Annotated in this window: 2 protein-coding genes (both running past the window's edge); both read left to right on the forward strand. The window is 69.6% G+C overall.

Annotated features, from left to right (window positions below):
• Positions 1 to 1,818 carry the 3' end of a non-ribosomal peptide synthase/polyketide synthase gene (locus tag ACFVUS_RS31715; RefSeq protein WP_387774941.1) on the forward strand. 16,479 nt of this gene lie to the left of the window's left edge, so the window shows 1,818 of its 18,297 coding nt (coding positions 16,480-18,297); the start codon falls outside the window, past its left edge; it ends in the stop codon at positions 1,816 to 1,818.
• Positions 1,818 to 25,523, forward strand: partial view of a non-ribosomal peptide synthase/polyketide synthase gene (locus ACFVUS_RS31720; RefSeq protein WP_387774944.1) — the 5' portion only. The gene runs 4,953 nt beyond the window's last position; only the first 23,706 of its 28,659 coding nucleotides appear in the window; it begins with the start codon at positions 1,818 to 1,820; its stop codon lies beyond the right edge, outside the window. The genes ACFVUS_RS31715 and ACFVUS_RS31720 overlap by 1 nt, the downstream gene beginning before the upstream one ends.

Raw genomic sequence — 25,523 nt, forward strand, 5'->3', positions numbered from 1 at the left:
CCGACCGTGCTGGCGCTGGCCGAGCGGCTGGCCGCGATCGATCCGTCGGACACCCGGCCCGCCCTGGTCCGCCGGACCGCTACCGGACCCGCCCCGCTGTCGCTGGCACAGCAGCGCATGTGGGTGGTGAACCAGCTCTACCCGGAGTCGGGCGCGTACAACGTGCCCGCCGCGATTCGGCTGACCGGCACCCTGGACCGGGCGGCCCTGGCCGCGGCCCTGCGGGATCTGGTGCGGCGGCACGAATTGCTGCGCACCCGCTACCCCAAGCTGGACAGCGGCGAGGTGCAGCAGGTGCTCGCGGTGGATGACGTGCACTTCGATCTGACCCCGGTTCCGGTATCCGCCAACGGTATCGACGATCGAATCGCCGAAATCGTCTCCGCCGGTTTCGATGTCACGATCGCGCCGCCGGTGCGCATCGCGCTGCTGTCGGTATCGCCGACCGATCATGTGCTGGTCGTGGTCATGCACCACATCAGCACCGACGGCTACTCGGTCGCACCGATGGCGCGAGACCTGGTGTCGGCGTACACGAGTCGCCTCGACGGCACGGCTCCGGCCTGGACGCCGCTGGCCATTCAGTACGGCGATTACAGCGACTGGCAGCGCACCGTGCTCGGCGCCGAGCTCGACGAGCACAGCCTGCTCAATGCCCAGCTGGATTTCTGGCGCACCGAATTGGCCGGTCTGCCGGAGCAGCTCCCGCTGCCCACCGATCGCCCGCGCCCGGCTCGCCGCGAAATGCGTGGCGACACGGTTGATTTCGAGATCGCCGCCGAACTCATCGACCGCCTGTCCACGCTGGCCCGCGAGCACAACGCCACCCTGTTCGGCGTACTGCACGGTGCTTTCGCGGTACTGCTGTCGAAGCTGTCGGGCCTGAGCGATATCGCCGTCGGCACCCCGGTCGCCGGTCGCGGTGAACGCGCCCTGGACGACCTGATCGGCATGTTCGTCAATACCGTGGTGCTGCGCGCCGAGGTGGACACCCGAGCGCCGTTCACCGATCTGCTGCGCCAGGTCCGGGACCGCGATCTGGCCGCCCTGGCCCAGGCCGACGCCCCGTTCGAGCGGGTGGTGGAGGCGGTGCTGGCCGCGTCCGGCCGCGCCCGTTCCACCGCCTACACCCCGCTGTTCCAGGTCATGTTCACCTACCAGAACATGAACACCGGCACGGTCGCCCTGCCGGGCCTGGATGTCGAGGTGCTGGAACCGCGCCTGGCCGAGGCCAAGTTCGACCTCCAGCTCACCGCGCTGGAGCAGTACGATCCGCGCGGTCGCGTCACCGGATTGCGCATGCAATTCGCCTACGCGACCGATATTTTCGACGCCGCCACCATTCGCCTGCTGGCGGAGCGGCTGCTGGGCGTGCTCACCGCGATCGCCGACAATCCGGCGATCACGGTGCGCGCCATCGATATTCGTACCGAATCGGAGCGGCCTCGCAGCGGCAACTCCGGTCCGGCGTCCACCCCGGTGCCGTCGCGTGCGACGGCCGGGGCGGAGCGGGCACCCGCCGAGGTGCCCGCGGCCGAACTCCCGGCGCTCATCGCAGCCGCCGCCGAGCTCGCTCCCGACGCTGTCGCCGTCACGCACGGCGCGCACAGCGTCACCTACCGCGATCTGGCCACCAAGATCGCCGCCGTCGCCCGGGCCATGGGCGCCGCGGCGAAGCCGGAGGCCCTGGTGAATATCGCGCTCGCCGGTTTGGTGCCCGGCATCCTGGCCGCCCTCGGTGCGGGTGGCCTGTCCCAAGTCCTGCACACGCTTTCGGGCGCGGCGCAGGCGCTGGTTCAGTCAGAAGGAGACCTCTGATGTCTCGTGTGGAGTCGGTCGCCCTCAACCGGTTCGGTAACCATGCGGCGCTGCGCAGCGCCTACGGCGCCGCGGACCTGCCGAATCTGATCGAAACGGTGGCAGCCCTGGACCCGGACCGCATCGCGGTCCGGCACGGGGAGCTCACCGTCGCCTACGGCCCGCTCGCGGCCGAACTGGGTGCGCTGGCCGAGGCCATGGGCGGCGCACTGGAACCCGAGGCCCTGGTGCAGGTCGTCATCTCGGGTCAATTGCCGGCGCTCATGGAGGGGGAGGAGGGCGCGCTCACCGCCGTCCTGGACGACCTGCTCGATGACGCCATCGAGGCCGCGGCCGCCGTGCTCACCCCGCATCTGGCCCCGGTCGAAACCCTGGCGACGCTGTTCGAGGAGCAGGTGCGCCGCACGCCCGACGCGGTGGCGCTGCAATTCGGCGGCGAAAGCCTGACCTACGCCGAATTCGACGCTCGCGCCGATACTTTGGCGCGGCGCCTGATCGCCTCGGGTGTCGGTCCGGATGTGTTGGTCGGCCTGGCCGTGCGGCGTTCGTTCGAACTGCTGGTCGGCATGTACGCGATCATCAAGGCCGGTGGCGCATATGTGCCGCTGGACCCGGATCATCCGGCCGAGCGCCTGTCGTACGTGCTGTCGGTCGCGAATCCCGCCGTGGTGCTGACCACCACGGCCGATGAACCGGATTTCGAGACCGCCGTCCCGGTGTTGCGCATCGACGAGTTCGAGCGCACCGCACCGAATTCCGAGCGCACCGCCGCGAACACGGCGCGGTCCCCGATCGCGGATCCCGATGTGCCGCAGGCGATGGCGGACAATATCGCCTACGTCATCTTCACCTCCGGTTCCACCGGCCGCCCCAAGGGCGTCGCGGTCTCGCATCGCGCCATCGTGGCGAACCTGCGCTGGCGGCAGCGCATGTACCGGCTGCACGGCGATGACGCGGTGCTGCAGAAGACCCCCTTCACCTTCGACGTCTCGGTGTGGGAGTTCTTCTGGCCCTTGCAGATCGGTGCGCGCCTGGTGATCGCGGAGCCGGACGGTCATCGCGATCCGGCCTATCTGCTGCGCACCATCGCCGACTACGGCATCTCCGTCGCGCATTTCGTGCCGTCCATGCTGTCGGTGTTCGTGGCCGAGGCCGCACACGAGGGCGTATCCGATTCGCTGCGTGCGGTTTTCGCCTCCGGTGAGGCGCTGCCCGCCGCCACCGCGGCCGGATTCCGCGATGTCAGCGGTGCGACGCTGCACAATCTGTACGGCCCCACCGAGGCCGCGGTCGACGTGACCGCGCACGAGGTGACCGCCGCCGACACCGTGCAGGTGCCGATCGGCGCGGCCGCCGATGACACCGATCTGCTGGTGCTGGACGAGAATCTGCGCCCGGTCCCGACCGGCGTGGTCGGTGAGCTCTACCTGGCCGGTGTGCAGCTGGCCCGCGGCTACGTCGCGCGCACCGGCCTGACCGCCGAGCGCTTCGTCGCCAATCCCGAAGGCGCGCCCGGTGATCGCATGTACCGCACCGGTGACCTGGTGCGCTGGCAGCCCGCCGTGGACGGTGGCCCGAACGAGCTGGAATACCTGGGCCGCACCGATTTCCAGGTGAAGCTGCGCGGTCTGCGTATCGAACTCGGCGAGGTCGAGGCCGCCCTGCTGAGCCATCAGCAGGTGGCGCAGGCCGCGGTGCTGCTGCACCACACCGCCACCGGCGACCATCTGATCGGCTACGTGGTGCCCACCGCCGATGAGCTGGACACCGCCGCGGTGCTGGCGGCCGCGCGGGATCGGCTGCCCGAGTACATGGTTCCGGCCGTACTCATGGCGCTGTCGGAATTCCCGCTCAACCCGAACGGCAAGCTGGATCGGCGCGCGCTGCCGGAGCCCGAATTCACCGATGCCGCGGTCGAATTCCGGGCGCCGGAGACCACCGCCGAACTGGCGGTGGCGGCCATTTTCGCGGATCTGCTCGGTACCGACCGAATCGGCGCGGATGACGACTTCTTCGCCCTGGGCGGCAATTCGCTGATCGCCACCCGGGCCATCGCCCGGGTGGGGGAGGCGTTGCGCATCACCCTGGACGTGCGGGATTTCTTCGAGCGCCCGACCGTGGCCGCGCTGGCGCTGCTGTCGGATGATCCGGCCGCACAGCTGGATTCGGACGCCGAACTGATCGGCCCGGCCGAATTCGACGCCGATCGCCCGGTGCTGGCGGCGGTGGAGCGGCCCGCCCTGGTCCCGCTCTCACCCGCCCAGCAGCGCATGTGGTTCCTGAATCGTCTCGCGCACGACGAATCCGCCACGCCCGCCGACGGTTTCGACGCGGCGGCGGTCGACAATGTGATCGTCGCGCTGCGCCTGCGCGGTGAACTGGACACCGCCGCGCTGACCGGTGCGGTCACCGATCTGATCGTCCGGCACGAGGTGCTGCGCACCTCCTACCCGCAGACTCCCGCCGGTCCGATCCAACTGGTGCACGCGGCGCCGCTCGGCTCGACCGCGCCCGGGCACCCCATCGCCGCCGAGCTGACCCCGGCCGACACCACCGACGCCGCCCTGCGCGCCGCCATCGAGGCCGAGGCGAAGCGCGGATTCGATGTGGCGGCACAGGTTCCGCTGCGCCTGCGCCTGCTGCGCGTCGACGCCACCGATCACACCCTGGTGCTGGTGGTGCACCATATCGCCGCCGACGGCGTCTCGATGTCCCCGCTGGTGCGCGATCTGGTCGAGGCGTACACCGCGCGCCGTGCGGGGGAGCGGCCGGACCGGGCTCCCCTCGAGATCCAGTACGCGGATTACGCCCTGTGGCAGCAGCGCCTGCTCGGCGATGACGCCGATCCGGAATCGCTTGCCGCGCGCCAGCTCTCGTTCTGGACCCGGGAACTCGCGGAGCTGCCCGCGCAATTGGATCTGCCCGCCGATCGTCCGCGCCCGGCGGTCTCCGGATATCGCGGTGCGAGCGTCGGGTTCGCGCTCGACGCCGAATTGCGCACCGCCGTCGACACCCTCGCCGCCCAGGCCCGGGCCACCCCGTTCATGGTCATGCACGCCGCGCTGGCCGCCCTGCTGGCGCGTCTGTCGAACACCACCGATATCGCCATCGGCACCGCCGTCGCGGGTCGCGGCGAACGCGCCCTCGACGATCTGGTCGGCATGTTCGTCAACACGCTGGTGCTGCGCACCGAGGTGCGCGGCGACCGATCCTTCGCGGACCTGATTTCGGTTGCCCGGGAACGGGATCTGCGCGCGTTCGCGCACCGCGATGTGCCGTTCGAGCGCCTGGTCGAGGTGCTCAATCCGGCCCGCGCCCGCAATCGCCACCCGCTGTTCCAGGTGGCGCTGGTCTTCCAGAACCTGGGCGTGGCCACCCCCGAACTCCCGGGTCTGGACACCGAGACCGTCGAATTCGACGCCGGTTTCGCCAAATTCGATCTCCAGCTCACCGTTGCCGAGGACGGCGACGGCTATCGCGCCGAATTCAATTACGCCACAGAACTGTTCGACGAGCCGACCGTCGCGGAGTTCGCCGCCAAATTCATCCGCCTGCTCACCGCCGCCACCGCCGCGCCCGAGCGCGCGGTCGGCGATATCGAACTTCTCGACGCCGGTGAGCTCGACTACGTCGTGGATTCCTGGAACGCCACCGGCCACAAGGTCCCGGATCTGTTCCTGCACGCCGGTTTCGACGCCCAGGCGCAGCGCACCCCCGCGGCGCGCGCCCTGGTGTTCGGCGCGACCGAGCTGACCTATGCCGAACTCGACGAGCGCGCCAATCGACTGGCCCGCCTGCTCATCGAGGCCGGAGTCGGTCCCGAATCCCTGGTCGTGCTGGCCATGGGCCGTTCGGTGGAACTCATCGTCGCCATGTACGCGGTGCTGCGCGCCGGTGGCGCGTACGTCCCCGTCGACCCCTCGCATCCGATCGAGCGAATCGGCCACATTCTCGACACCGCCGAGCCGCAGCTCGTATTGACCACCGCGGGTGACGGTTTCGCGCTGCCCGCGCATATCGACGTCCCGCTGCACCGGGTGGACGAGCTCGATCTCACCGAGTACTCCGCCGCCAAGATCTCCGATCGGCAGCGCCGCGCGGTGCTGCATCCCGAGCACCCGGCCTACGTGCTGTTCACCTCCGGCTCCACCGGCAAGCCCAAGGGCGTCGCGGTGAGCCACCGTGCCATCGCCAACCAGATGGCCTGGATGCAGGCCGAATACGGTATCGGCCGCAAGGACGTCTACCTGCAGAAGACCGTCTCCACCTTCGACGTCTCGCTGTGGGGCTACTTCCTGCCGCTGCGCGCCGGGGCCACCATGGTGCTGGCCGCGCCGGACGGGCATCGCGATGCCCGCTACCTCGCCGAGACCGTCGCCGCGCACGGCGTCACGCTCACCGACTTCGTGCCGTCCATGCTGTCGGTCTTCGCCACCCATGCCGAATCGGGCGAACTCGATTCCCTGCGTGCGGTTTTCGTCGCCGGTGAGGCCTTCCCGGCGGAGACCGTCACCGCGTTCCGCGCGGTCTGCGACGCCGAACTGCACAATCTGTACGGCCCCACCGAGGCCGCGGTCACCGTCACCTACCGCGCGGTGGGCGATGAGCCGCAGGCGGTCCCCATGGGCGAGCCGGAGTGGAACACCCAGGTCTACGCCCTGGATTCGCGCCTGCGCCCCGCCCCCATCGGCGTTCCCGGTGAGCTCTACCTGGCCGGTGTGCAGCTGGCGCGCGGCTACCACCGCCGCGTCGACCTCACCTCGGATCGCTTCGTCGCCAACCCCTTCGGGTCCGGCGGCGAGCGCATGTACCGCACCGGCGACCTGGTGAAGTGGACTCAGGACGGTGAGCTGGTCTATCTGGGCCGCATCGATTTCCAGGTCAAGTTCCGCGGCCAGCGCATCGAGCTCGCCGAGATCGAGACCGCGCTGCTGACCGCCCCCGAGGTCGCGCAGGCAGCGGTCCGGGTGATCGCGGGCGATACCGGCGACTACCTCGCCGGATACGTGATCCGCACGGCCGGAACCGAACTCGACACCGACACGCTGCGCGCCGGCCTCACCGCACAGCTGCCCGCCTACATGGTGCCCACCGTCATCGTGGAGCTCACCGAGTTCCCGCTCGGCACCAGCGGCAAGCTGGATCGCGGCGCGCTGCCCGTGCCGACCTTGGCCGCCAAGCGTTTCCGCGCCCCCGTCGATGCCGCGCAGCGCCTGGTCGCCCGCGTCTTCGGCGAGGTGCTGGGTCTGGACCGGATCGGCCTGGACGACGATTTCTTCGCCCTCGGCGGCAGTTCGCTGTACGCCACCCAGGTCACCGCCCGCGCCGGAGCCGAACTGGGCGTGCGCATTCCGGTGCGCACCCTGTTCGACGCGGGCACCGTGGCGGGTTTCGCCGCCGCCGTAGGCGAATTGGCCGGTGCCGCACGGCGTCCCGCACTCGTCCCGCAGCCGCGCGTGGACCGCGTGCCACTCTCCTCCGCGCAGCAGCGCCTGTGGTTCCTCAATCGCCTGGAGAGCGAACAGGAACACCCCAGCAGCTATAACCTGCCGATCGTGCTGCGCCTGTCCGGCCGGCTCGATGTGACCGCGCTGGAGCAGGCCATGCTGGACCTGCTGGCCCGGCACGACGCACTGCGCACCTACTACCCGGACACCGAGTTCGGTCCGTACCAGAAGACCCTCGATCCCGCCGACGTCGGTCTCACCCTGAACCCGGTGCCGGTGCTCGAATCGGAGATCGTCGTCGCGGTCACCGCCATCGCCGAGGCCCCGTTCGACGTGGTCCGCGAACTCCCCTCGCGCATCGCCCTGCTCGTGGTGGATCGCGGCGCGGACGCGCCCTTCGACTCCGATGAGTACGTGCTGGTCATCGTGCTGCACCACATCGCGGGCGATGCCCTGTCCATGACGCCCCTGCTCGGTGATGTGGTGCGCGCGTACACCGCCCGCCTGGCCGGACAGGCCCCCGGCTGGGCACCCCTGGCGGTCCAGTACGCCGATTACAGCCTGTGGCAGCGCGCGCTGCTCGGTTCGGACGCCACCCCGGGCGATCTGGCCCATCAGCAGCTGGAATTCTGGCGCGACACCCTCGCCGGATTGCCCGCCCAGCTGGCCCTGCCCACCGACCGCCCGCGTCCCGCCCAGCCGCGGAACACCGGTGGCGCGGTCGATTTCGAGCTCGGCCCGGACGTCCTCGCCGCGCTGCGCGACCTCGCCGCCACCCGGCAGGCCACCCTGTTCATGGTGCTGCACGCCGCCTTCGCCGCCACCCTGGCCCGCCTGGCGGGCAGCACCGATATCGCCATCGGCACGCCCGTCGGCGGCCGTGGCGAGCGCGAATTGGACGCGCTCATCGGCATGTTCGTCAACACCCTGGTGCTGCGCACCGAGGTCGACCTCGCCGCGCCGTTCACCGAACTGCTGACCCGCGCCCGCGATACCGATCTGGCCGCCTTCGCCAATGCCGACCTGCCGTTCGAGCGCCTGGTCGACGATCTGGTGGTGGACCGCTCCACCGGCGCGCATCCGCTCTTCCAGGTCATGCTGAGCTTCGGCGAAGATCGCGGCACGACAACGGATCTGACGCTTCCGGGCCTGACCGTCACCCCCGTCGAACTCCCCGACGCGGTCGCCAAGTTCGACCTCCAGCTCGTCATCAACGAGCGTTCGACCGTCCCCGGTGACGCCCTCACCGGCAGCCTCCGCTACGCCACCGAACTCTTCGACCCGGCCACCGCGGCCGCCCTGACCACCCGCCTCACCCGCGTCCTGGCGGCGGTGGCGGCCGACCCGAGCGTCCGCGTCGGCGATATCGACCTGCTCGACACCGCCGAGCGGGAGTTGGTTCTACACGGCTGGAACGACACCGCCACCCCCGTCGACAGCACCGCGACCCTCGTCTCCCTCTTCGAGGCCCGCGCCCTGACCAGCCCCGACGCCCCCGCACTCGAATTCGAGGGGACAGTCCTGTCCTACGCCGAGTTCGCCGCCCGCGTGCACCGGCTGGCCCGCTACCTGGTGGCCCAGGGCGTCGGCGCGGAATCATCAGTGGCCCTCGGCATGCGCCGCTCCCTGGACCTGGTGATCGGCATGTACGCCGTCATCACCGCAGGCGGCGCCTACGTCCCACTCGATCCGGATCACCCGGCCGAGCGCACCCGCTACATCGTCGAGACCGCGCGCCCGGTGTGCGTGCTGACCTCCGGCTATGACCTGGAAGAGGTTGCGGCACAGCAGGTTCGCATCGATAACCTCGACCTGTCCGGCTATTCCGCTGCCCCGCTGACCGATGCCGAGCGGGTCACCTCGCCGCGGCCGTCGAATACCGCGTACATCATCTTCACCTCCGGTTCCACCGGGCGCCCCAAGGGTGTCGCGGTCTCGCACGCCGCCATCGTCAACCGCCTGGTCTGGATGCAGGCACGGTACGGCTTGACCGCCGCCGATGTGGTCCTGCAGAAGACCCCCGCGACATTCGATGTCTCGGTGTGGGAGTTCTTCTGGCCCATGCAGATCGGTGCGCGACTAATCGTGGCCAGGCCGGACGGGCATCGCGATCCGGCGTATCTGGCCGAAATCATCGCCGCCCAGGGTGTCACCGTCGCGCATTTCGTGCCGTCCATGCTGGCGGTGTTCGTCGCCGAGCCCACCGCCGCCGAATGCGATTCGCTGCGTATGGTTTTCGCCTCCGGTGAGGCGTTGCCCGCGCCGACCGCGCAGCAGCTGCGCGCACTGACCGGTGCGGCGCTGCACAATCTGTACGGCCCCACCGAGGCCGCCGTCGACGTCACCCATCACGAGGTCACCGACGCCGACGCGGTGTCGGTGCCGATCGGCGCGCCGGTGTTCAACACCCGTCTGTTCGTCTTGGACGCGCGCTTGCATCCCGTTCCCGTCGGTGTTCCCGGTGAGCTGTACCTCGCCGGGGCGCAGCTCGCCACCGCGTACGCCGCTCGCCCCGATCTGACCTCGGATCGCTTCGTGGCCAACCCGTTCGGCGCGTCCGAGCGCATGTACCGCACCGGCGACCTGGTGAAGTGGACCCCCGAAGGTGAGCTGGAATACCTGGGCCGCACCGATTTCCAGGTGAAGTTGCGCGGTCTGCGCATCGAACTCGGCGAGATCGAATCCGCCTTGACCGCACAGGATTCCATCGCACAGGCGGTGGTCGTGGTGCGTTCCGACCACAACACCGGTGACCGCCTGGTCGCCTATCTGGTACCCGAGGCCGATGCCCGCGTCGAGATCGATCTGCTGAAGATCGCCCTCGATCGGCGGCTGCCCGGCTATATGGTGCCCGCCGCCTTCGTGGTGCTGGACGTGCTGCCGCTCAATGCTTCCGGCAAGCTCGACCGCCGCGCGCTGCCCGCGCCCGTGCTCACCTCCCGCGCCTTCCAGGCTCCCGCGACCCGGGCCGAGCGCATCGTCGCCCGCATCTTCGGCGAGGTGCTCGGGCTGGAAACCCCGGTCGGGGCCGGGGACGACTTCTTCGAACTGGGCGGCAATTCGCTCATCGCCACCCGCCTGGTGGCTCGGCTCGGCGCGGCCCTGGACACCCGGGTGCCCTTGCGCGCGCTCTTCGAGCACAGCACGGTCACCGCGCTGGCCGCCGATGTCGGCGATCACGCCGGTGCGGGTGCACGGCCCGCGCTGGTCGCGGGTCCGCGCCCGGACGAGATCCCGCTGTCACTGGCGCAGCGCCGCATGTGGTTCCTGAACCGCTTCGACACCGAATCGGTCGTCGACAATATTCCGCTCGCGGTGCGGCTCACCGGCGCACTCGATGTCGACGCGCTGCTGACCGCGGTCGCCGATGTGGTGGACCGGCACGAGGTGCTGCGCACCATCTACCCCGAGACCGCGACCGGGCACGGCGTGCAGGTGATCCTGCCCGCCGGACGGGGGCTGCCCGACCTCGGACCGGAATCGGTCACCGCGGCCGAACTGCCCGCCCGCGTCCGTGAGCTGGTGCTCGCCGGATTCGACGTGACGGTGGAAGTTCCGTTGCGCGCCCGGCTGTTCCAGGTGATCGACGCCGAAACGCCGACGCACGTCATGGCGCTGGTGGTGCACCACATCGCCGGTGACGGCTGGTCCGTGCATCCGCTCGCCCGCGACATCATGGCCGCCTACACCGCGCGCACCGAAGGCCTTGCGCCGCAGTGGAATCCGCTGCCGGTGCAATACGCCGACTACGCGCTCTGGCAGCGCACGGTGCTCGGCTCCGAGGACGATCCGGATTCGATCATCGCCCAGCAGGCCACGTACTGGTCCGGCGCCCTGGCCGGCCTGCCGGATCAGCTGGAACTGCCCGTCGATCGCCCCCGCCCGGCCGTCGCCTCGTATCGCGGTGACGTGCACGGCTTCTCGATCGACGCCGAACTGCTGGACGCGCTGAACGGCCTGGCCCGCAGGCACGGGGCCAGCCTCTTCATGGTGGTGCACGCCGCCTTCGCCACCCTGCTCGCGCGGCTGTCCGGACAGGACGACCTCGCCATCGGCACCCCGGTCGCGGGGCGTGGTGAGGCGGTGCTGGACGACGCGGTCGGCATGTTCGTCAACACCCTGGTGCTGCGCACCGCCGTCGATTCCGCCACCACCTTCCCCGAGCTGCTGGCCCGGATCAAAGACGTCGACCTGACCGCGTTCGAGCACGCCGAACTGCCCTTCGAGCGGCTCGTGGAGCTGCTCGATCCGGCCCGGTCGCAGGCCCGGCACCCGCTGTTCCAGGTGATGCTGTCGTTCCAGAACACCGGCAGCACCACCTTCGAGGTGCCCGGTCTGGACGTCACCGGGCTGCCGGTGGAGGTGGCCTCGGCCAAGGTCGACCTGCAGCTCAACTTCTCCGAGGTGCCCGGTGTCGACGGCCTCGCCGCCGAATTCACCTATGCCACGGATCTTTTCGATGCCGACACGATCGCGGCCATGGCGGACCGCCTGCTGTGCGTGCTGCACGCCGCGATCGCCGAGACCGGCGAGCCGATCGGCGATATCGAGCTGCTGCGCACCGCCGAGCGTGATCTGGTGCTCTCCGAATGGAACTCCAGCACCGTCGAACTCCGGCTCGCGCTGCCCGAGAACACCGCGGCGACCCTGGTTTCGCTGTTCGAGGCGCAGGCCCTGACCAGTGCGGACGCACCCGCGCTCAGCTTCGACGGGACAACTCTGTCCTACGCCGAACTCGCCACCCGGGTACACCGCCTGGCCCGCCATCTCATCGCCCAGGGCGTCGGCCCGGAAACCACCGTCGCCCTTGCCATTCGGCGCTCACTGGACCTCGTCATCGCGATGTACGCGGTGCTGGAGTCCGGCGCGGCCTACGTCCCGCTCGATCCGGATCAGCCCGCCGACCGCATCGAATACGTGCTGGACACGGCGCGCCCGGTCGTCATCCTGACCACCGGCCGCGATGACTTCCGGGCCGGCCGCTTCACCCCGGTCCTGGCGGTCGACGCCCTCGATCTCACCGGATACCCGAGCACGCCGATCGTCGATGCGGAACGCCGCACCGCGCTGCTGCCGTCGCACCCCGCCTACGTCATTTTCACCTCCGGTTCGACCGGTCGCCCCAAGGGTGTCGCGGTGGAGCATCGTGCCATCGTGAACCGCCTGCTGTGGATGCAGTCGGAGTATCCGATCGATGCGAATGACGCTGTGCTGCAGAAGACTCCGGCGACATTCGACGTGTCGGTGTGGGAGTTCTTCTGGCCCCTGCAGACCGGCGCCCGTCTGGTCGTCGCCAAGCCCGATGGCCACCGCGATCCGGCCTACCTCGCCCGGGTGATCGCCGAAGAGGGCATCACCACGGCGCATTTCGTGCCGTCCATGCTCGCGCTCTTCGTCGCCGAGCCGACGACGGCCGAACGTACCGCGCTGCGTCAGGTATTCGCCTCCGGTGAGGCACTGCCCGCCTCGACCGCGCAGCGTTTGCGCGAGGTGACCGGTGCCCGGTTGCACAACCTGTACGGCCCCACCGAAGCCGCCGTCGACGTCACCTTCCACGAGATCGCCGACACCGACACCCTGTCCGTGCCGATCGGCCGCCCGGTGTGGAACACCCGGCTGTACGTGCTGGACGCACGGCTGCACCCGGTGGCCCCCGGTGTCGCGGGTGAGCTGTACCTCGCGGGTGATCAGCTGGCCCGCGGGTACCTGGGTCGCCCGGATCTGTCCGCGGATCGGTTCGTGGCCAATCCCTTCGGTACCTCCGAGCGCATGTACCGCACCGGCGATCTGGTGAAGTGGAATGCCGAAGGCGAGATCGAGTACCTCGGTCGCACCGATTTCCAGGTGAAGCTGCGTGGTCTGCGCATCGAGCTGGGTGAGATCGAATCCGCGCTCACCGCACAGGATTCCATCGCCCAGGCCGTGGTCGTGGTTCGCTCCGATGATCGCCTCGGTGACCAGCTCGTCGCCTACCTGGTCCCCGTGGATTCCGCCGTACCGGCCTCGACCGAGGTGAGCTCCACTCGTGCGGGCGTCGTTGACGCTATGCCGGTTTCGGCGGCCACCGCCGATCGCGTGCGAGTGGAGCAGGTGCGTGCCGCGCTGGCGGATGTGCTGCCCGGGTACATGGTTCCGGCCGCGTACGTGGTGCTGGATGCCATGCCGCTCAACGCCTCCGGCAAACTGGACCGCAGGCAGCTGCCCGCGCCGGTGTTCGAGGCCAAGGCGTTCCGCGCGCCCGCGACTCCTGTCCAGGAGATCGTGGCGGGCACCTTCGCCGAGGTGCTCGGCGTCGAGCCCGCGCTGGGCTCGGTCGGTCTCGATGACGATTTCTTCGGGCTCGGCGGCAATTCGCTGCTCGCCACCCAGGTGACCGCCCGATTGTCGGCCGCAGTTACCGCCGAGCTGTCGGTGCGCGATCTGTTCGAGGCGTCCACCGTCGTCGCGCTGGCTGCGCTGCTGGAATCCCGTGCGGGCGCGGGCAGCAACCGCCCACCGCTGGTGGCGGGGGAGCGCCCGGCCGAGCTGCCGCTCTCGCTGGCGCAGCAGCGCATGTGGTTCCTGAACCGATTCGATCCCGAATCGGCGGTGGACAATATTCCGCTGGCCGTGCGGTTGCGTTCGGACGCTTCGGGTTTCGGTGCGCTGGACACCGAGGCGCTGCGGCTGGCCGTCGGCGATGTGATCGACCGGCACGAGGTGCTGCGGACCGTCTACCCTGCCACCGAAGGCGGTAGCGGTGTTCAGGTCGTGCTGCCGCCCGGGCAGTCGATCGGAGATCTCACCCCGATCCCGGTGACCGAGGACGAACTGGCCCAGCGCATTGCCGGACTCGTCGGCACGCCGTTCGATGTGACATCCGAGATCCCGGTGCGCGCAGCGCTTTTCACCCTGCCCTCGGGTGCCGAACACGTGCTCGTGGTGGTCCTGCATCACATCTCGGGCGATGGCTGGTCGCTCGGCCCGCTGGCCCGCGATGTCATGGCCGCCTATGCGGCACGAATCGAAGGGCAAGCGCCGCAGTGGAATCCGCTGCCGGTGCAGTACGCGGACTTCGCGCTGTGGCAGCGTGCGGCACTGGGATCGGAAGCCGATCCGGAGTCCGTCCTCGCGCGTCAGCTCGACTACTGGAGCGATGCGCTCGCCGCGCTGCCGGACGAGCTGCGGCTCTCCACCCGCCCGCGCCCGCCGGTGGCTTCGGGACAGGCCGGTACGCACCGCTTCGAGGTGCCCGCGGATCTGGTGACCGCACTGCATCGCGTCGCGCGATCGCACGGGAGCACACCGTTCATGGTGGTGCACAGCGCTTTCGCGGCACTGCTGGCCCGGCTCAGCGGCAGCGACGACATCGCCGTCGGCATTCCGGTCGCCGGCCGCGGTGAGCAGGCGCTGGACGCGCTGGTCGGCATGTTCGTCAACACCCTGGTGCTGCGGGCCCGGGTCGACACCGGCTCGACCTTCACCGAACTGCTGAAGTCGGTGCGCGAGCGCGATCTGCAAGCCTTCGCGAATACCGATGTGCCGTTCGAGCGCCTGGTCGAGGCGCTCGACCCGGCTCGCTCCCAGGCTCGCCATCCGCTGTTCCAGGTCATGCTGTCCTTCCAGAACCAGGGCGGCACCGCCCTGGAACTGCCGGGTCTGGCCGTCACCGAATACCGCATGGATCAGCAGGGTGCGAAGTTCGATCTCCAGCTCGCACTCGGCGGTGGCGCCGATTCGGAGACGATGCGCGCCGAACTCGTCTACGCCACCGACCTTTTCGACGCCGAGTACGCGGATTCGTTCGGACGCCGCCTGCTGCTCATGCTGGCGGCGGTCGCGGCCGAACCCTCCGCTCGCATCGGCGATGTGGAACTGTTGGACGCCGCGGAGCGGTCGCGGGTGCTACACCGCTGGAACGACACCGATGCCGACCTGTGGCTGGAGGGCGTCGCCCCCACCCTGGTCTCGCTGTTCGAGGCGCAGGCCGCGCGCTCGGAACCGCGCACCGCGGTGAGCTTCGACGGGACAGGTCTGTCCTACGGCGAATTCGCCGAACGGGTGAACCGGCTGGCCCGGCACCTCATCGCGCACGGTGTCGGACCCGATTCCTTTGTCGCCCTGGGCATGCGCCGCTCGCTGGATCTGGTCGTCGGCATGTACGCCGTGCTCACCGCCGGTGGCGCGTACGTGCCGCTGGATCCGGATCAGCCCGCCGAGCGCATCGAATACATTCTCGCCACCGCCGACCCCGTCGCCGTACTGACCTCGGGTGCGGATCTGTCCATCGACACCGCGCAGGTGCGCATCGACCTGCTGGACCTGTCCGGCTACCCGGCCGATCCGATCGCCGATGCCGAGCGCCGCCGCCCGCTGCGCGCGGACAACATCGCCTATGTCATCTTCACCTCGGGTTCGACCGGTCGCCCCAAGGGCGTCGCGGTGCCGCATTCGGCGATCGTGAACCGCCTGGTGTGGATGCAGTCCGAGTACCGGCTGGCCGCCGATGACGTCGTGCTGCAGAAGACCCCGGCCACCTTCGACGTCTCGGTCTGGGAGTTCTTCTGGCCGTTGCTGACCGGCGCCCGCCTGGCGCTGGCCAAGCCGGAGGGTCATCGCGATCCCGCCTACCTGACCCGGATCATCGCCGAGGAGGGCGTTACCACGGCGCATTTCGTACCGTCCATGCTCTCGGTGTTCGTCGCCGAGCCGGGTGTGGCCGAATGTGCCTCGCTGCGTACGGTTTTCGCCTCCGGTGAAGCCCTGCCCGCCCCGACCGCACAGCGACTGCGCGCGCTGACCGGTGCGGCGCTGCACAATCTGTACGGTCCCACCGAAGCCGCCGTCGACGTCACCTATCACGAGGTGACCGACGCCGACACCGTCACCGTGCCGATCGGCGGCCCGGTGTGGAACACCCGGGTGTACGTACTGGATTCGCGCCTGCACCCGGTGGGCGCCGGTATCGCGGGTGAGCTCTACCTCGCGGGCGAGCAGCTGGCCCGCGGCTACCTGGGCCGTCCGGATCTGTCCGCGGACCGCTTCGTCGCCAACCCGTTCACCCCCGGCGAGCGCATGTATCGCACCGGTGACCTGGTGGTCTGGACGGCCGACGGTGAGCTGGAATACCTGGGCCGCACCGACTTCCAGGTCAAGTTGCGCGGCCTGCGCATCGAACTGGGTGAGATCGAGGCGGCGCTCACCGCGCACGACTCCGTCGCCCAGGCGGTGGTGGTGCTGCGTTCGGACACGCGCACCGGCGATCTGCTCGTCGGCTATGTGATCCCGTCCGCCGGGTCGGTCGACGTGGCGGCCCTGCGCACCCACCTGTCCGCGGCGCTGCCGTCGTACATGGTGCCGTCGGCCCTGGTGGTGCTGGAGTCCTTCCCGCTCAATGCCAACGGCAAGCTGGACCGCAACGCCCTACCCGCTCCCGAGATCACCGCGGCCGCGTTCGAGGCCCCGGACGGCGAGGTCGAGGCGCTGGTCGCGGCGATCTTCGCCGATCTGCTCGGTGCGGAACGAGTCGGCGCGGGCGATGACTTCTTCGCCCTCGGCGGCAATTCGCTGATCGCCACCCAGCTGGCGGCGCGCCTGTCCAAGGCCATGACCGCGCCGGTGCCGGTGCGCACCGTCTTCGATGCCGCCACCGTGCGCGAACTCGCCGCCCGGGTGACCGCGCTCGCGAATGAGGCGGACGCGAATCTGCCACTGCCCCCGCTGGTTTCGCAGCCGCGCGAGGGCCGCATCCCGCTGTCCATCGCACAGCAGCGGATGTGGTTCCTGAACCGCTTCGACGCACAGGGCGGCGGCTACAACATCCCCTTCGCCCTGCGGTTGACCGGTGCGCTGAACGTGCCCGCGCTACAGGCCGCCATCGCCGATGTGATCAACCGGCACGAGACGCTGCGCACCCTGTACCCCGAGCGCGACGGCGAGGCCGCACAGCTGATCCTGCCCGCCGGAACGCATCTGGTGGAGCTGGAACCGGAGACCATCGCCGCGGCCGAACTCCCCGCACTGGTGGAATCGGTGTCCGCCACCGTTTTCGACGTCACCGTCGAGGTGCCGATCCGGGTGCGGCTGCTCGAGCTCGCCGATGAACACCCGCAGACGCACATCCTGCTGTTCGTGGTGCACCATATCGCCGCCGACGGCTGGTCCTTCGCACCGCTGGCCCGGGATCTGGCCAAGGCGTACGTGGCCCGCTGCGCCAATACCGTCCCGAATCTCGCTGTGCCGCAGGTGCAGTACGCGGATTACGCGCTCTGGCAGCGCGCCGCGCTCGGAGCGGTCACCGATGAACACTCGGTGCTGGCCCGGCAGTTGCGCTACTGGAGGCGCCGCCTGGCGGGCGCGCCCGAGCTGCTCACACTGCCCACCGACCGTCCCCGCCCGGCCGTGGCGAGCACTCGTGGCGCGGCGCTGCTCGGCACCCTGGACGCCGAATTGCATTCCGATATCGTGGAATTCGCGGCGGAGCACCGGGTGACCCCGTTCATGGTGCTGCACACCGCATTGGCCGTGCTGCTGGCCCGGCTGTCCGGAAGCGCCGATATCGTCATCGGCACCCCCGTCGCGGGTCGCGGCCAGCAGGAGCTGGACGATCTGGTCGGCATGTTCGTCAACACCCTGGTGCTGCGCACCGAGATTCGCCCCGGCGCTGCCCTGGGTGAGGTGCTGGCGCAGGTGCGCGATACCGATCTGGCGGCGTTCGATCACGCCGCGCTGCCCTTCGAAGCACTCGTCGACGCGCTGAATCCGGCACGCTCCCAGGCGCATTCGCCGATCTATCAGGTCGCGTTCACGCTGCAGAACCACGCCGAGCCGGAGTTCCGGTTGCAGCGGCTGTCCATCACCGGACTCGATGCCGGGGTGCCGCCCATCCAGTTCGATATGGACTGGACCCTGCACGAGCATTTCGCCGACGGTGTGCCCGCCGGACTCGACGTGCATGTGCACTACGCCCGAGATCTGTTCGACGAGAACATCATCGGTGAATTCCTGGTCCGCTACGAGCGGGTGCTGCGCGCCCTGCTCGCCGATCCGCGCACCACCGCCGCCGATGTGGAACTCATGTCGGTGGCCGAGCGCGGCGTGGTGCTGTCGGATCGCAACGCCACCGCGCGGATGATCCCGCGCGAAACCCTCGCCGATCTGCTGGACCGGCGCGCCGCCGTCGATCCGGCGGTGACGGCAGTGGTGCTCGAGGATGAAACCCTGAGCTACGGCGAACTGGCCGTCCGCGCGAATCGCCTGGCGCGCTGGCTGATCGGCCAGGGCGTCGGCCCGGACGATATCGTCGGCGTCACCGCGCAGCGTGGATTCGATATGGTCATCGCGCTGTACGCCGTGGTCGCGGCGGGTGCGGCCTATCTGCCGGTGGATCCGGCGCATCCGGCGGATCGCCTCGCGCACATTCTCGGCACCGCCGAAACCACCCTGGTGCTGGCGGTCGACGAGCTGCTCCCGCCCGCGCTGGACGGCGTGCGCACCGTGGCCGTCGCGGATCTGGATCTGAGCGACTACCCGGACACCCCCGTCACCGATGCCGAGCGGATCGTGCCGCTGCGCCCGGACAACCTGGCGTACGTGCTGTTCACCTCCGGCTCGACCGGCCTGCCCAAGGGTGTGGCCACCAGCCACCACGCCATCGTCAACCAGCTGTACTGGCTCGAACACCGCTACGGCGTCACCGCCGCCGATCGCATCATGCAGCGCGCGCCGCTGTCCTTCGACGTCTCGGTGTGGGAGTGCTTCCTGCCCGCGCTGGTGGGTGCGCCGCTGGTGCTGCTGAAGCCCGGCGGGCACCTGGACCTGGACTATCTGGCCGGGAAGATGCGCGAGCACGGCATCACCATCGCCGAGCATGTGCCGTCCGTGCTGGCCGCCCTGGTCGCCGAGGGTCAGGGGTCCGCGCTGGGTTCGTTCCGGCATCTGCACACCGGTGGTGAGGCGCTGCCCGCCGAACTGCTCGCCGCGCTGCGCGAGCACGTCGGCGGTGCGGTGCACAACGCCTACGGACCCACCGAGGCCGCCGTCTCGACCATCTACCACGAATTCACCGACGCGGATCCGGATTACGAGGTCGCCATCGGCCGCCCCAACTGGAACACCCGCGCCTATGTGCTGGACGCCCGGTTGCGCCCGGTGCCGACCGGCGTCATCGGCGAGCTGTACCTCGCCGGTGATCAGCTGGCCCGCGGCTACCAGGGCCGCGGTGCGCTCAGCGCGGAACGCTTCATCGCCGATCCGTTCGGCGTGCCCGGTGCGCGCATGTATCGCACCGGCGATCTGGTGCGCTGGAACCGCTCCGGTGATCTGGTCTACCTGGGCCGCAACGACTTCCAGGTGAAGCTGCGCGGTCAGCGCATCGAGCTCGGCGAGATCGAGGCGGCCCTGCTGACGGCCGCCGGTGTCGCCAATGCCGCTGTGCTGCTCGCCAAGGACTCCGCCGGCACCGATGCCCTGGTCGGCTACGTCTCCGGTCCGGGTCTTTCCGCCGACGCGGTGCTGGCGCACATCCGCGAGCAGTTGCCCGCGTATATGGTGCCCGCGCACCTGGTGGTGCTCGACGATATGCCGCGCACCAGCGTCGGCAAACTGGACCGCAAGGCCCTGCCGCCGGTCGAATTCACCGCCGCGGCAACCGCTTTCCGCGCACCGCGGGAAGGCTCGGAGTCGATGCTGGCCGGACTGCTGCACGACCTGCTCGGCGGTGATCCGATCGGCGCCGATGACGATTTCTTCGACCGGGGCGGTAACTCGCTGCTGGCCATGCGGCTGGTGGCGCGCGTCAACGCGGCCTTCGGCTGCGAGATCGGCGTGCGTGAGATCTTCGAGGCCCCGACCGTTGCCGAACTGGCCACCCGGGTCACCGGCGGCGGCCGCACCCTGCCGCCGCTGACCGCGGCACCGCGTCCGGATCGAATCCCGTTGTCACTGGCGCAGACTCGTATCTGGCTGCTGAACCGCCTCGATCCGGAATCGGCCGCGTACAACATCCCGGCCGCCATCCGGCTGATGGGCGATCTCGACATTCCGGCATTGCGCGCCGCCCTCACCGATGTGATGACCCGGCACGAGGTGCTGCGCACCATCTACCCGATGGACGCCGAGGGCGAGGGTCACCAGGTGATCCTGCCCGCGGGCACCGCCATCGAGTTGCCGGTCGAACTCGTCCGGGGTTCGGTGCTGCCGCGCATCTACGAATTCGGTTCCACCGGTTTCGATATCACCACCGAACTGCCGATGCGCGCGGTGCTGCTGCGCGAATCCGAGCACAGCACCGTGCTGGTCGCGGTGCTGCACCACATCGCCGGTGACGGCGCGTCCATGGATCCGCTGCTGCGCGATGTGATCCTGGCGTATCTGGCGCGCACCTCCGGGTCCGCACCGCGGTGGGAACCGCTGGCCGTGCAGTACGCCGATTACGCCCTGTGGCAGCACGGCGTGCTGGAAACGGTAGCCGCACCGGAACTCTCGTACTGGCGCGAACAGCTCACCGGACTGCCGGACGAGCTCCCGCTGCGCACCGACCGGCCGCGTCCGGCGGTCTCCTCCTATGCGGGTGCGGTGGTGCGCGGTCGCATCGGCGGCGATGTGGGCGAACGTGTGCGCGCGGTTGCCAAGCGGCACAACGCGACTCCGTTCATGGTGTATCACGCCGCGCTGGCCGTACTGCTGGCTCGGCTCTCGGGCACCGAGGACATCGCGATCGGCACCCCGGTCGCCGGGCGCGGCGAGGCCGCCCTGGACGACCTGGTCGGCATGTTCGTCAACACCCTGGCGCTGCGCACCCGCCCGGCCCTGGACCGCCCCTTCGCCGATCTGCTGGCCGAGAGCCGGACCGTGGACCTGGCCGCCTTCGCCAATGCCACGGTGCCGTTCGAGCGCGTGGTGAACGAGCTCGGCATCGAAACCAACCGGTCCCGGCATCCGCTGTTCACGGTGACACTGAACTACCTGAACCTGGACGGCGATACGCACGGCGTGCCCGGACTGGTGCTGGAGAACGTCGAATTCGACGACACCGTCGCCAAATTCGATCTCACCTTCTCCATCGGCGATGAACTCGATGACGACGGCCATCTGATCGTCGAGGTCACCTACGCCACCGACCTGTACGACGAGGCGACCGCGGCGGATCTGCTGCGCCGCTTCGGCCGGGTGCTCGGCGCGGTCACCACCGATCCGGCGGTGACCATCGGCGAGATCGAACTGCTGGCTCCGGTGGAGCGCGCCGAACTGCTGGCCCGGCGCGGCCCGCGGGCGCTGCCGCCGCGCACCCTCGCCGAGCTCATGCGGGCCGCGGTCGAGCTGAATCCCGAAGCGACGGCGCTGATTTCGAGCGGTGAGACGCTCAGCTACGGACAGCTGGACGAGCGCTCCTCGCGGCTGGCCCGGTTGCTCATCGGCTTCGGCGTCGGCGCGGAGGATTTCGTCGCCGTCGCGGTGCCCCGCTCCATCGATTCCGTGGTGGCGCTGTGGGCGGTCGCCAAGACCGGCGCGGCCTTCCTGCCGGTCGACCCCACCTATCCGGCCGAGCGCATCGCCTACATGCTGGCCGATTCCGGTGCCACCCTCGGGCTGACGCTCACCGCGCACCTGGAACAGCTTCCGGCGCAGGCGACCTGGATCGTGCTCGACGGCGAATCGCTGTCCCGCGATCTGCTCGCCTTCGACGCGAAGCCCATCGCGGACACCGAACCGGTGCGCCCGGTGCGCATCGGCAACGCCGCCTGGATGATGTACACCTCCGGTTCCACCGGCCGCCCGAAGGGCGTGGTGGTCAGCCACGCCGGTCTGCCGGGCGTCGCGGCGATTCATCAGGAGCACGCGCCGACCTCCGCATCGGCCCGCGTCCTGCACCGGGCCTCGCCCAGCTTCGACGCCTCGCTGATGGAACTGCTGATGGCCCTGCCGGTCGGTGCGGCACTGGTCATCTCGCCCGCCGACGTCTTCGGCGGCGAGGAGATGAGCGAACTCATCCATCGGGAGCGGGTGACCCACGCGCTCATCACCCCGTCGGTGCTGCAAACCCTCGATCCGGACCGGCTGCGGGGCCTGCGGCACCTGTCGGTCGGCGGCGAGAGCTTCGGTCCGGAACTGGTGGAACGCTGGGGCGGCGGCCGCGATCTGTACAACTCGTACGGGCCGACCGAGGTCACCATCACCACGCATATGAGCTCGCCGCTGCGGCCGGGCGACGGTGTGGTGCTGGGCGGACTCGCGCACGGTCTCGGCGCGGTGGTGCTGGATGCCCGGCTGAGCCCGGTGCCGGACGGCGCGGTCGGCGAAATGTATCTGCGCGGACCGGGATTGGCGCGCGGCTATCACGGCCGCGCCGATATCACCGCGGACCGCTTCATCGCCGATCCGTTCGGCGAGCCCGGCGGGCGGCTGTACCGCACCGGTGATCTGGTGCGCTGGGTCCGGCGCTCGGTCGGCGGCATCAGCTACCCGGTGCTCGAATACCTGGGCCGCTCCGACGATCAGGTCAAGGTGCGCGGTCTGCGCATCGAACTCGGCGAGATCGACACCGTGCTCACCACCCATGAGAGCGTCGATTTCGCGGTCACCATCGGCCACACCGGTCGTTCCGGCGATATCTCGCTGGTGTCCTACGTGGTGCCCGCACCGGGCCGCACCGTGGACGCCGAAGCGTTGCGCGCCTTCGCGGGCCGCTCGCTCATCGCCTACATGGTGCCTGCGGCCATCATGGTGATCGACGCCATTCCGCTCACCCCGACGGCCAAACTGGATCGAAAGGCACTGCCGGAACCGGTATTCCGCACCGCGGAGTTCCGCGCACCGGTCACGGTCGCCGAACGAGCCATCGCGACCGTCATGGCCGAACTGCTCGGCGCCGCCGATCCGGTCGGACTGGATGACGATTTCTTCGCTCTCGGCGGCAATTCGCTGAGCGCGGTGAAGCTTTCGGCCCGGCTGTCCGCCCGCCTGGGTGTCGCGGTGGCCATGCGCACCGTGTTCGAGCATCCGACCGTGGCCGGATTGGCCGCTGTCATCAGCACCTCCGGCGAAATCGTCGCGACCGGTCCGGAGCTCGTGTCGCGCCGCGAGCAGGGCCCGGTGCCGCTTTCGCTGGCACAGCGGCGCATGTGGTTCCTGAACCGGTTCGACGGTGAATCGGCGGCCTACAATATGCCGCTCGCCATCCGGCTCACCGGTGAGCTGGACATCGCCGCCCTCGACGCCGCGTTCGCCGATGTGGTGGCCCGGCACGAGGTGCTGCGCACGCTGTACCCGCTCACCGAATCCGGTCCGGTGCAGGTGATCCTGTCCGCCGCCGAGGCGCGCGGGCCGCGGCTCAGCCCGATTCCGGTGGCGGCGAGCGAATTGCTCACCGTCGTCAGCGAATTCGTTTCCGAGGGCTTCGATGTCACCGCCGCGGTACCGCTGCGCGCCCGGCTCTACCTGCCCTCGGATGCCGTGGATGAGCACGTGCTGGTCGTGGTGCTGCACCATATCGCCGCCGACGGCGCCTCCATGGCCCCGCTGGCCCGCGATGTCATGGCCGCCTACGCCGCCCGGCACGCGGGCGCCGCGCCCGCGTGGGAGCCACTGCCGGTGCAGTACGCGGATTACGCGCTCTGGCAACGGGATCGGCTCGGCTCCGAAGACGATGCCCAATCGCTGCTGGCACAGCAGCTGCGGTTCTGGACCGAGGCCCTGGCCGGGCTGCCGGATCAGTTGGAGTTGCCCGGCGATCGACCGCGTCCGGCGGTGGCTTCCACCGTCGGCGACGAGATCAATTTCGGCATCGACGCCGGGCTGCACGCCCGGCTCGCCGAACTGGGCCGCGCCCAGGGCTCGACGCTGTTCATGGTGGTGCACGCGGCCTTCGCGCTGCTGCTGTCCCGGTTGTCCGGGAGTGCCGATATCGCGGTCGGCACACCGGTCGCGGGTCGCGGTGAGGACGCGCTCGACGATCTGGTCGGCATGTTCGTCAACACCCTGGTGCTGCGCGCCGAGATCGATCCCGCGAGCGGGTTCGGCACCCTGCTGAACCGGGTCCGCGCCCGCGATCTGGCGGCCTTCTCGCACGCCGACGTGCCGTTCGAGCGCCTGGTCGAGGTGCTCAATCCGGTGCGCTCCACCGCCCGGCATCCGCTGTTCCAGGTCGGCTTCTCGTTCAACAACACCGAGACCGCCACCTTCGAACTGGACGGATTGCGGGTCGGCGCGGTCGATTTCGAGACCGCCATCTCCCAGTTCGACCTGCACCTGGTGGTCGTCGACCGCTATGACGCGGACGGTGCGCCCGCCGGACTCGCGGTCTCGCTCACCTACGCGACCGCGCTGTTCGACGCGGATACGGTCGCCGGATTCGCCCGGCGCTTCGAACGGCTGCTGGCCGCGGTGGTCGCCACCCCGGAGCTCCCGGTCGGCGCGCTGGAACTGCTGGCGCCCGAGGAACGCGCCCTGATGCTGGAGTCCTGGAACGACACCGCGCAGGCGGTCGACACCGAGGCGACCCTGGCCACCCTGCTGGACCGCAGCGTCGCGAGCGATCCGAAGGAGATCGCGCTCGTCGCCGATACGCCCACCGGGCGCGAGGAGCTGACCTACGGCGAACTCGATGCCCGGGTGAACCGGCTGGCGCGTGAGCTCATCGCGCGTGGCATCGGTGCGGAAGACCGTGTGGCGCTCGCCATTCGGCGTTCCACCGATCTGGTCGTGGCGATGTACGCGGTGGCCAAGTCCGGTGCGGCGTATGTGCCGATCGATCCGGATCAGCCGGCCGATCGCACCGGTTACATCCTCGAAACTGCCGCTCCGGCAGTGGTTCTGACCACGACACGGGACGGTTTCGAACATGAATCCGCATCGGTGGTGCGGATCGATGAGCTGGATCTGTCCGGGTACTCGGAGCAGCCGATCACCGAGGCCGAGCGGGTGCGGGAGTTGACGGCCGCGAACACCGCGTACGTTATTTTCACCTCCGGTTCGACCGGTCGCCCGAAGGGTGTGGCGCTGCCGCATGCGGCGGTCGTGAACCAGTTGCTCTGGAAGGTCACCGAATTCGGTCTGGATCCGGCCGATGCGGTGCTGCTCAAGACCGCCGCGACCTTCGATCTCTCGGTGTGGGAGTTCTGGTCCGCGGTCGCGTGCGGTGGCCGCCTGGTCATCGCCCAGGCGGACGGGCATAAGGATCCGGCGTACCTGAACGAGCTCATGGCTCGTGAATGGGTGACCACGCTGCATGTGGTGCCGTCCATGTTGGACGCGCTGCTGGCGGATGGTCTGCCGGATTCG

It is taken from the genome of Nocardia sp. NPDC058058, from assembly GCF_042885355.1.
GTDB lineage: Bacteria > Actinomycetota > Actinomycetes > Mycobacteriales > Mycobacteriaceae > Nocardia.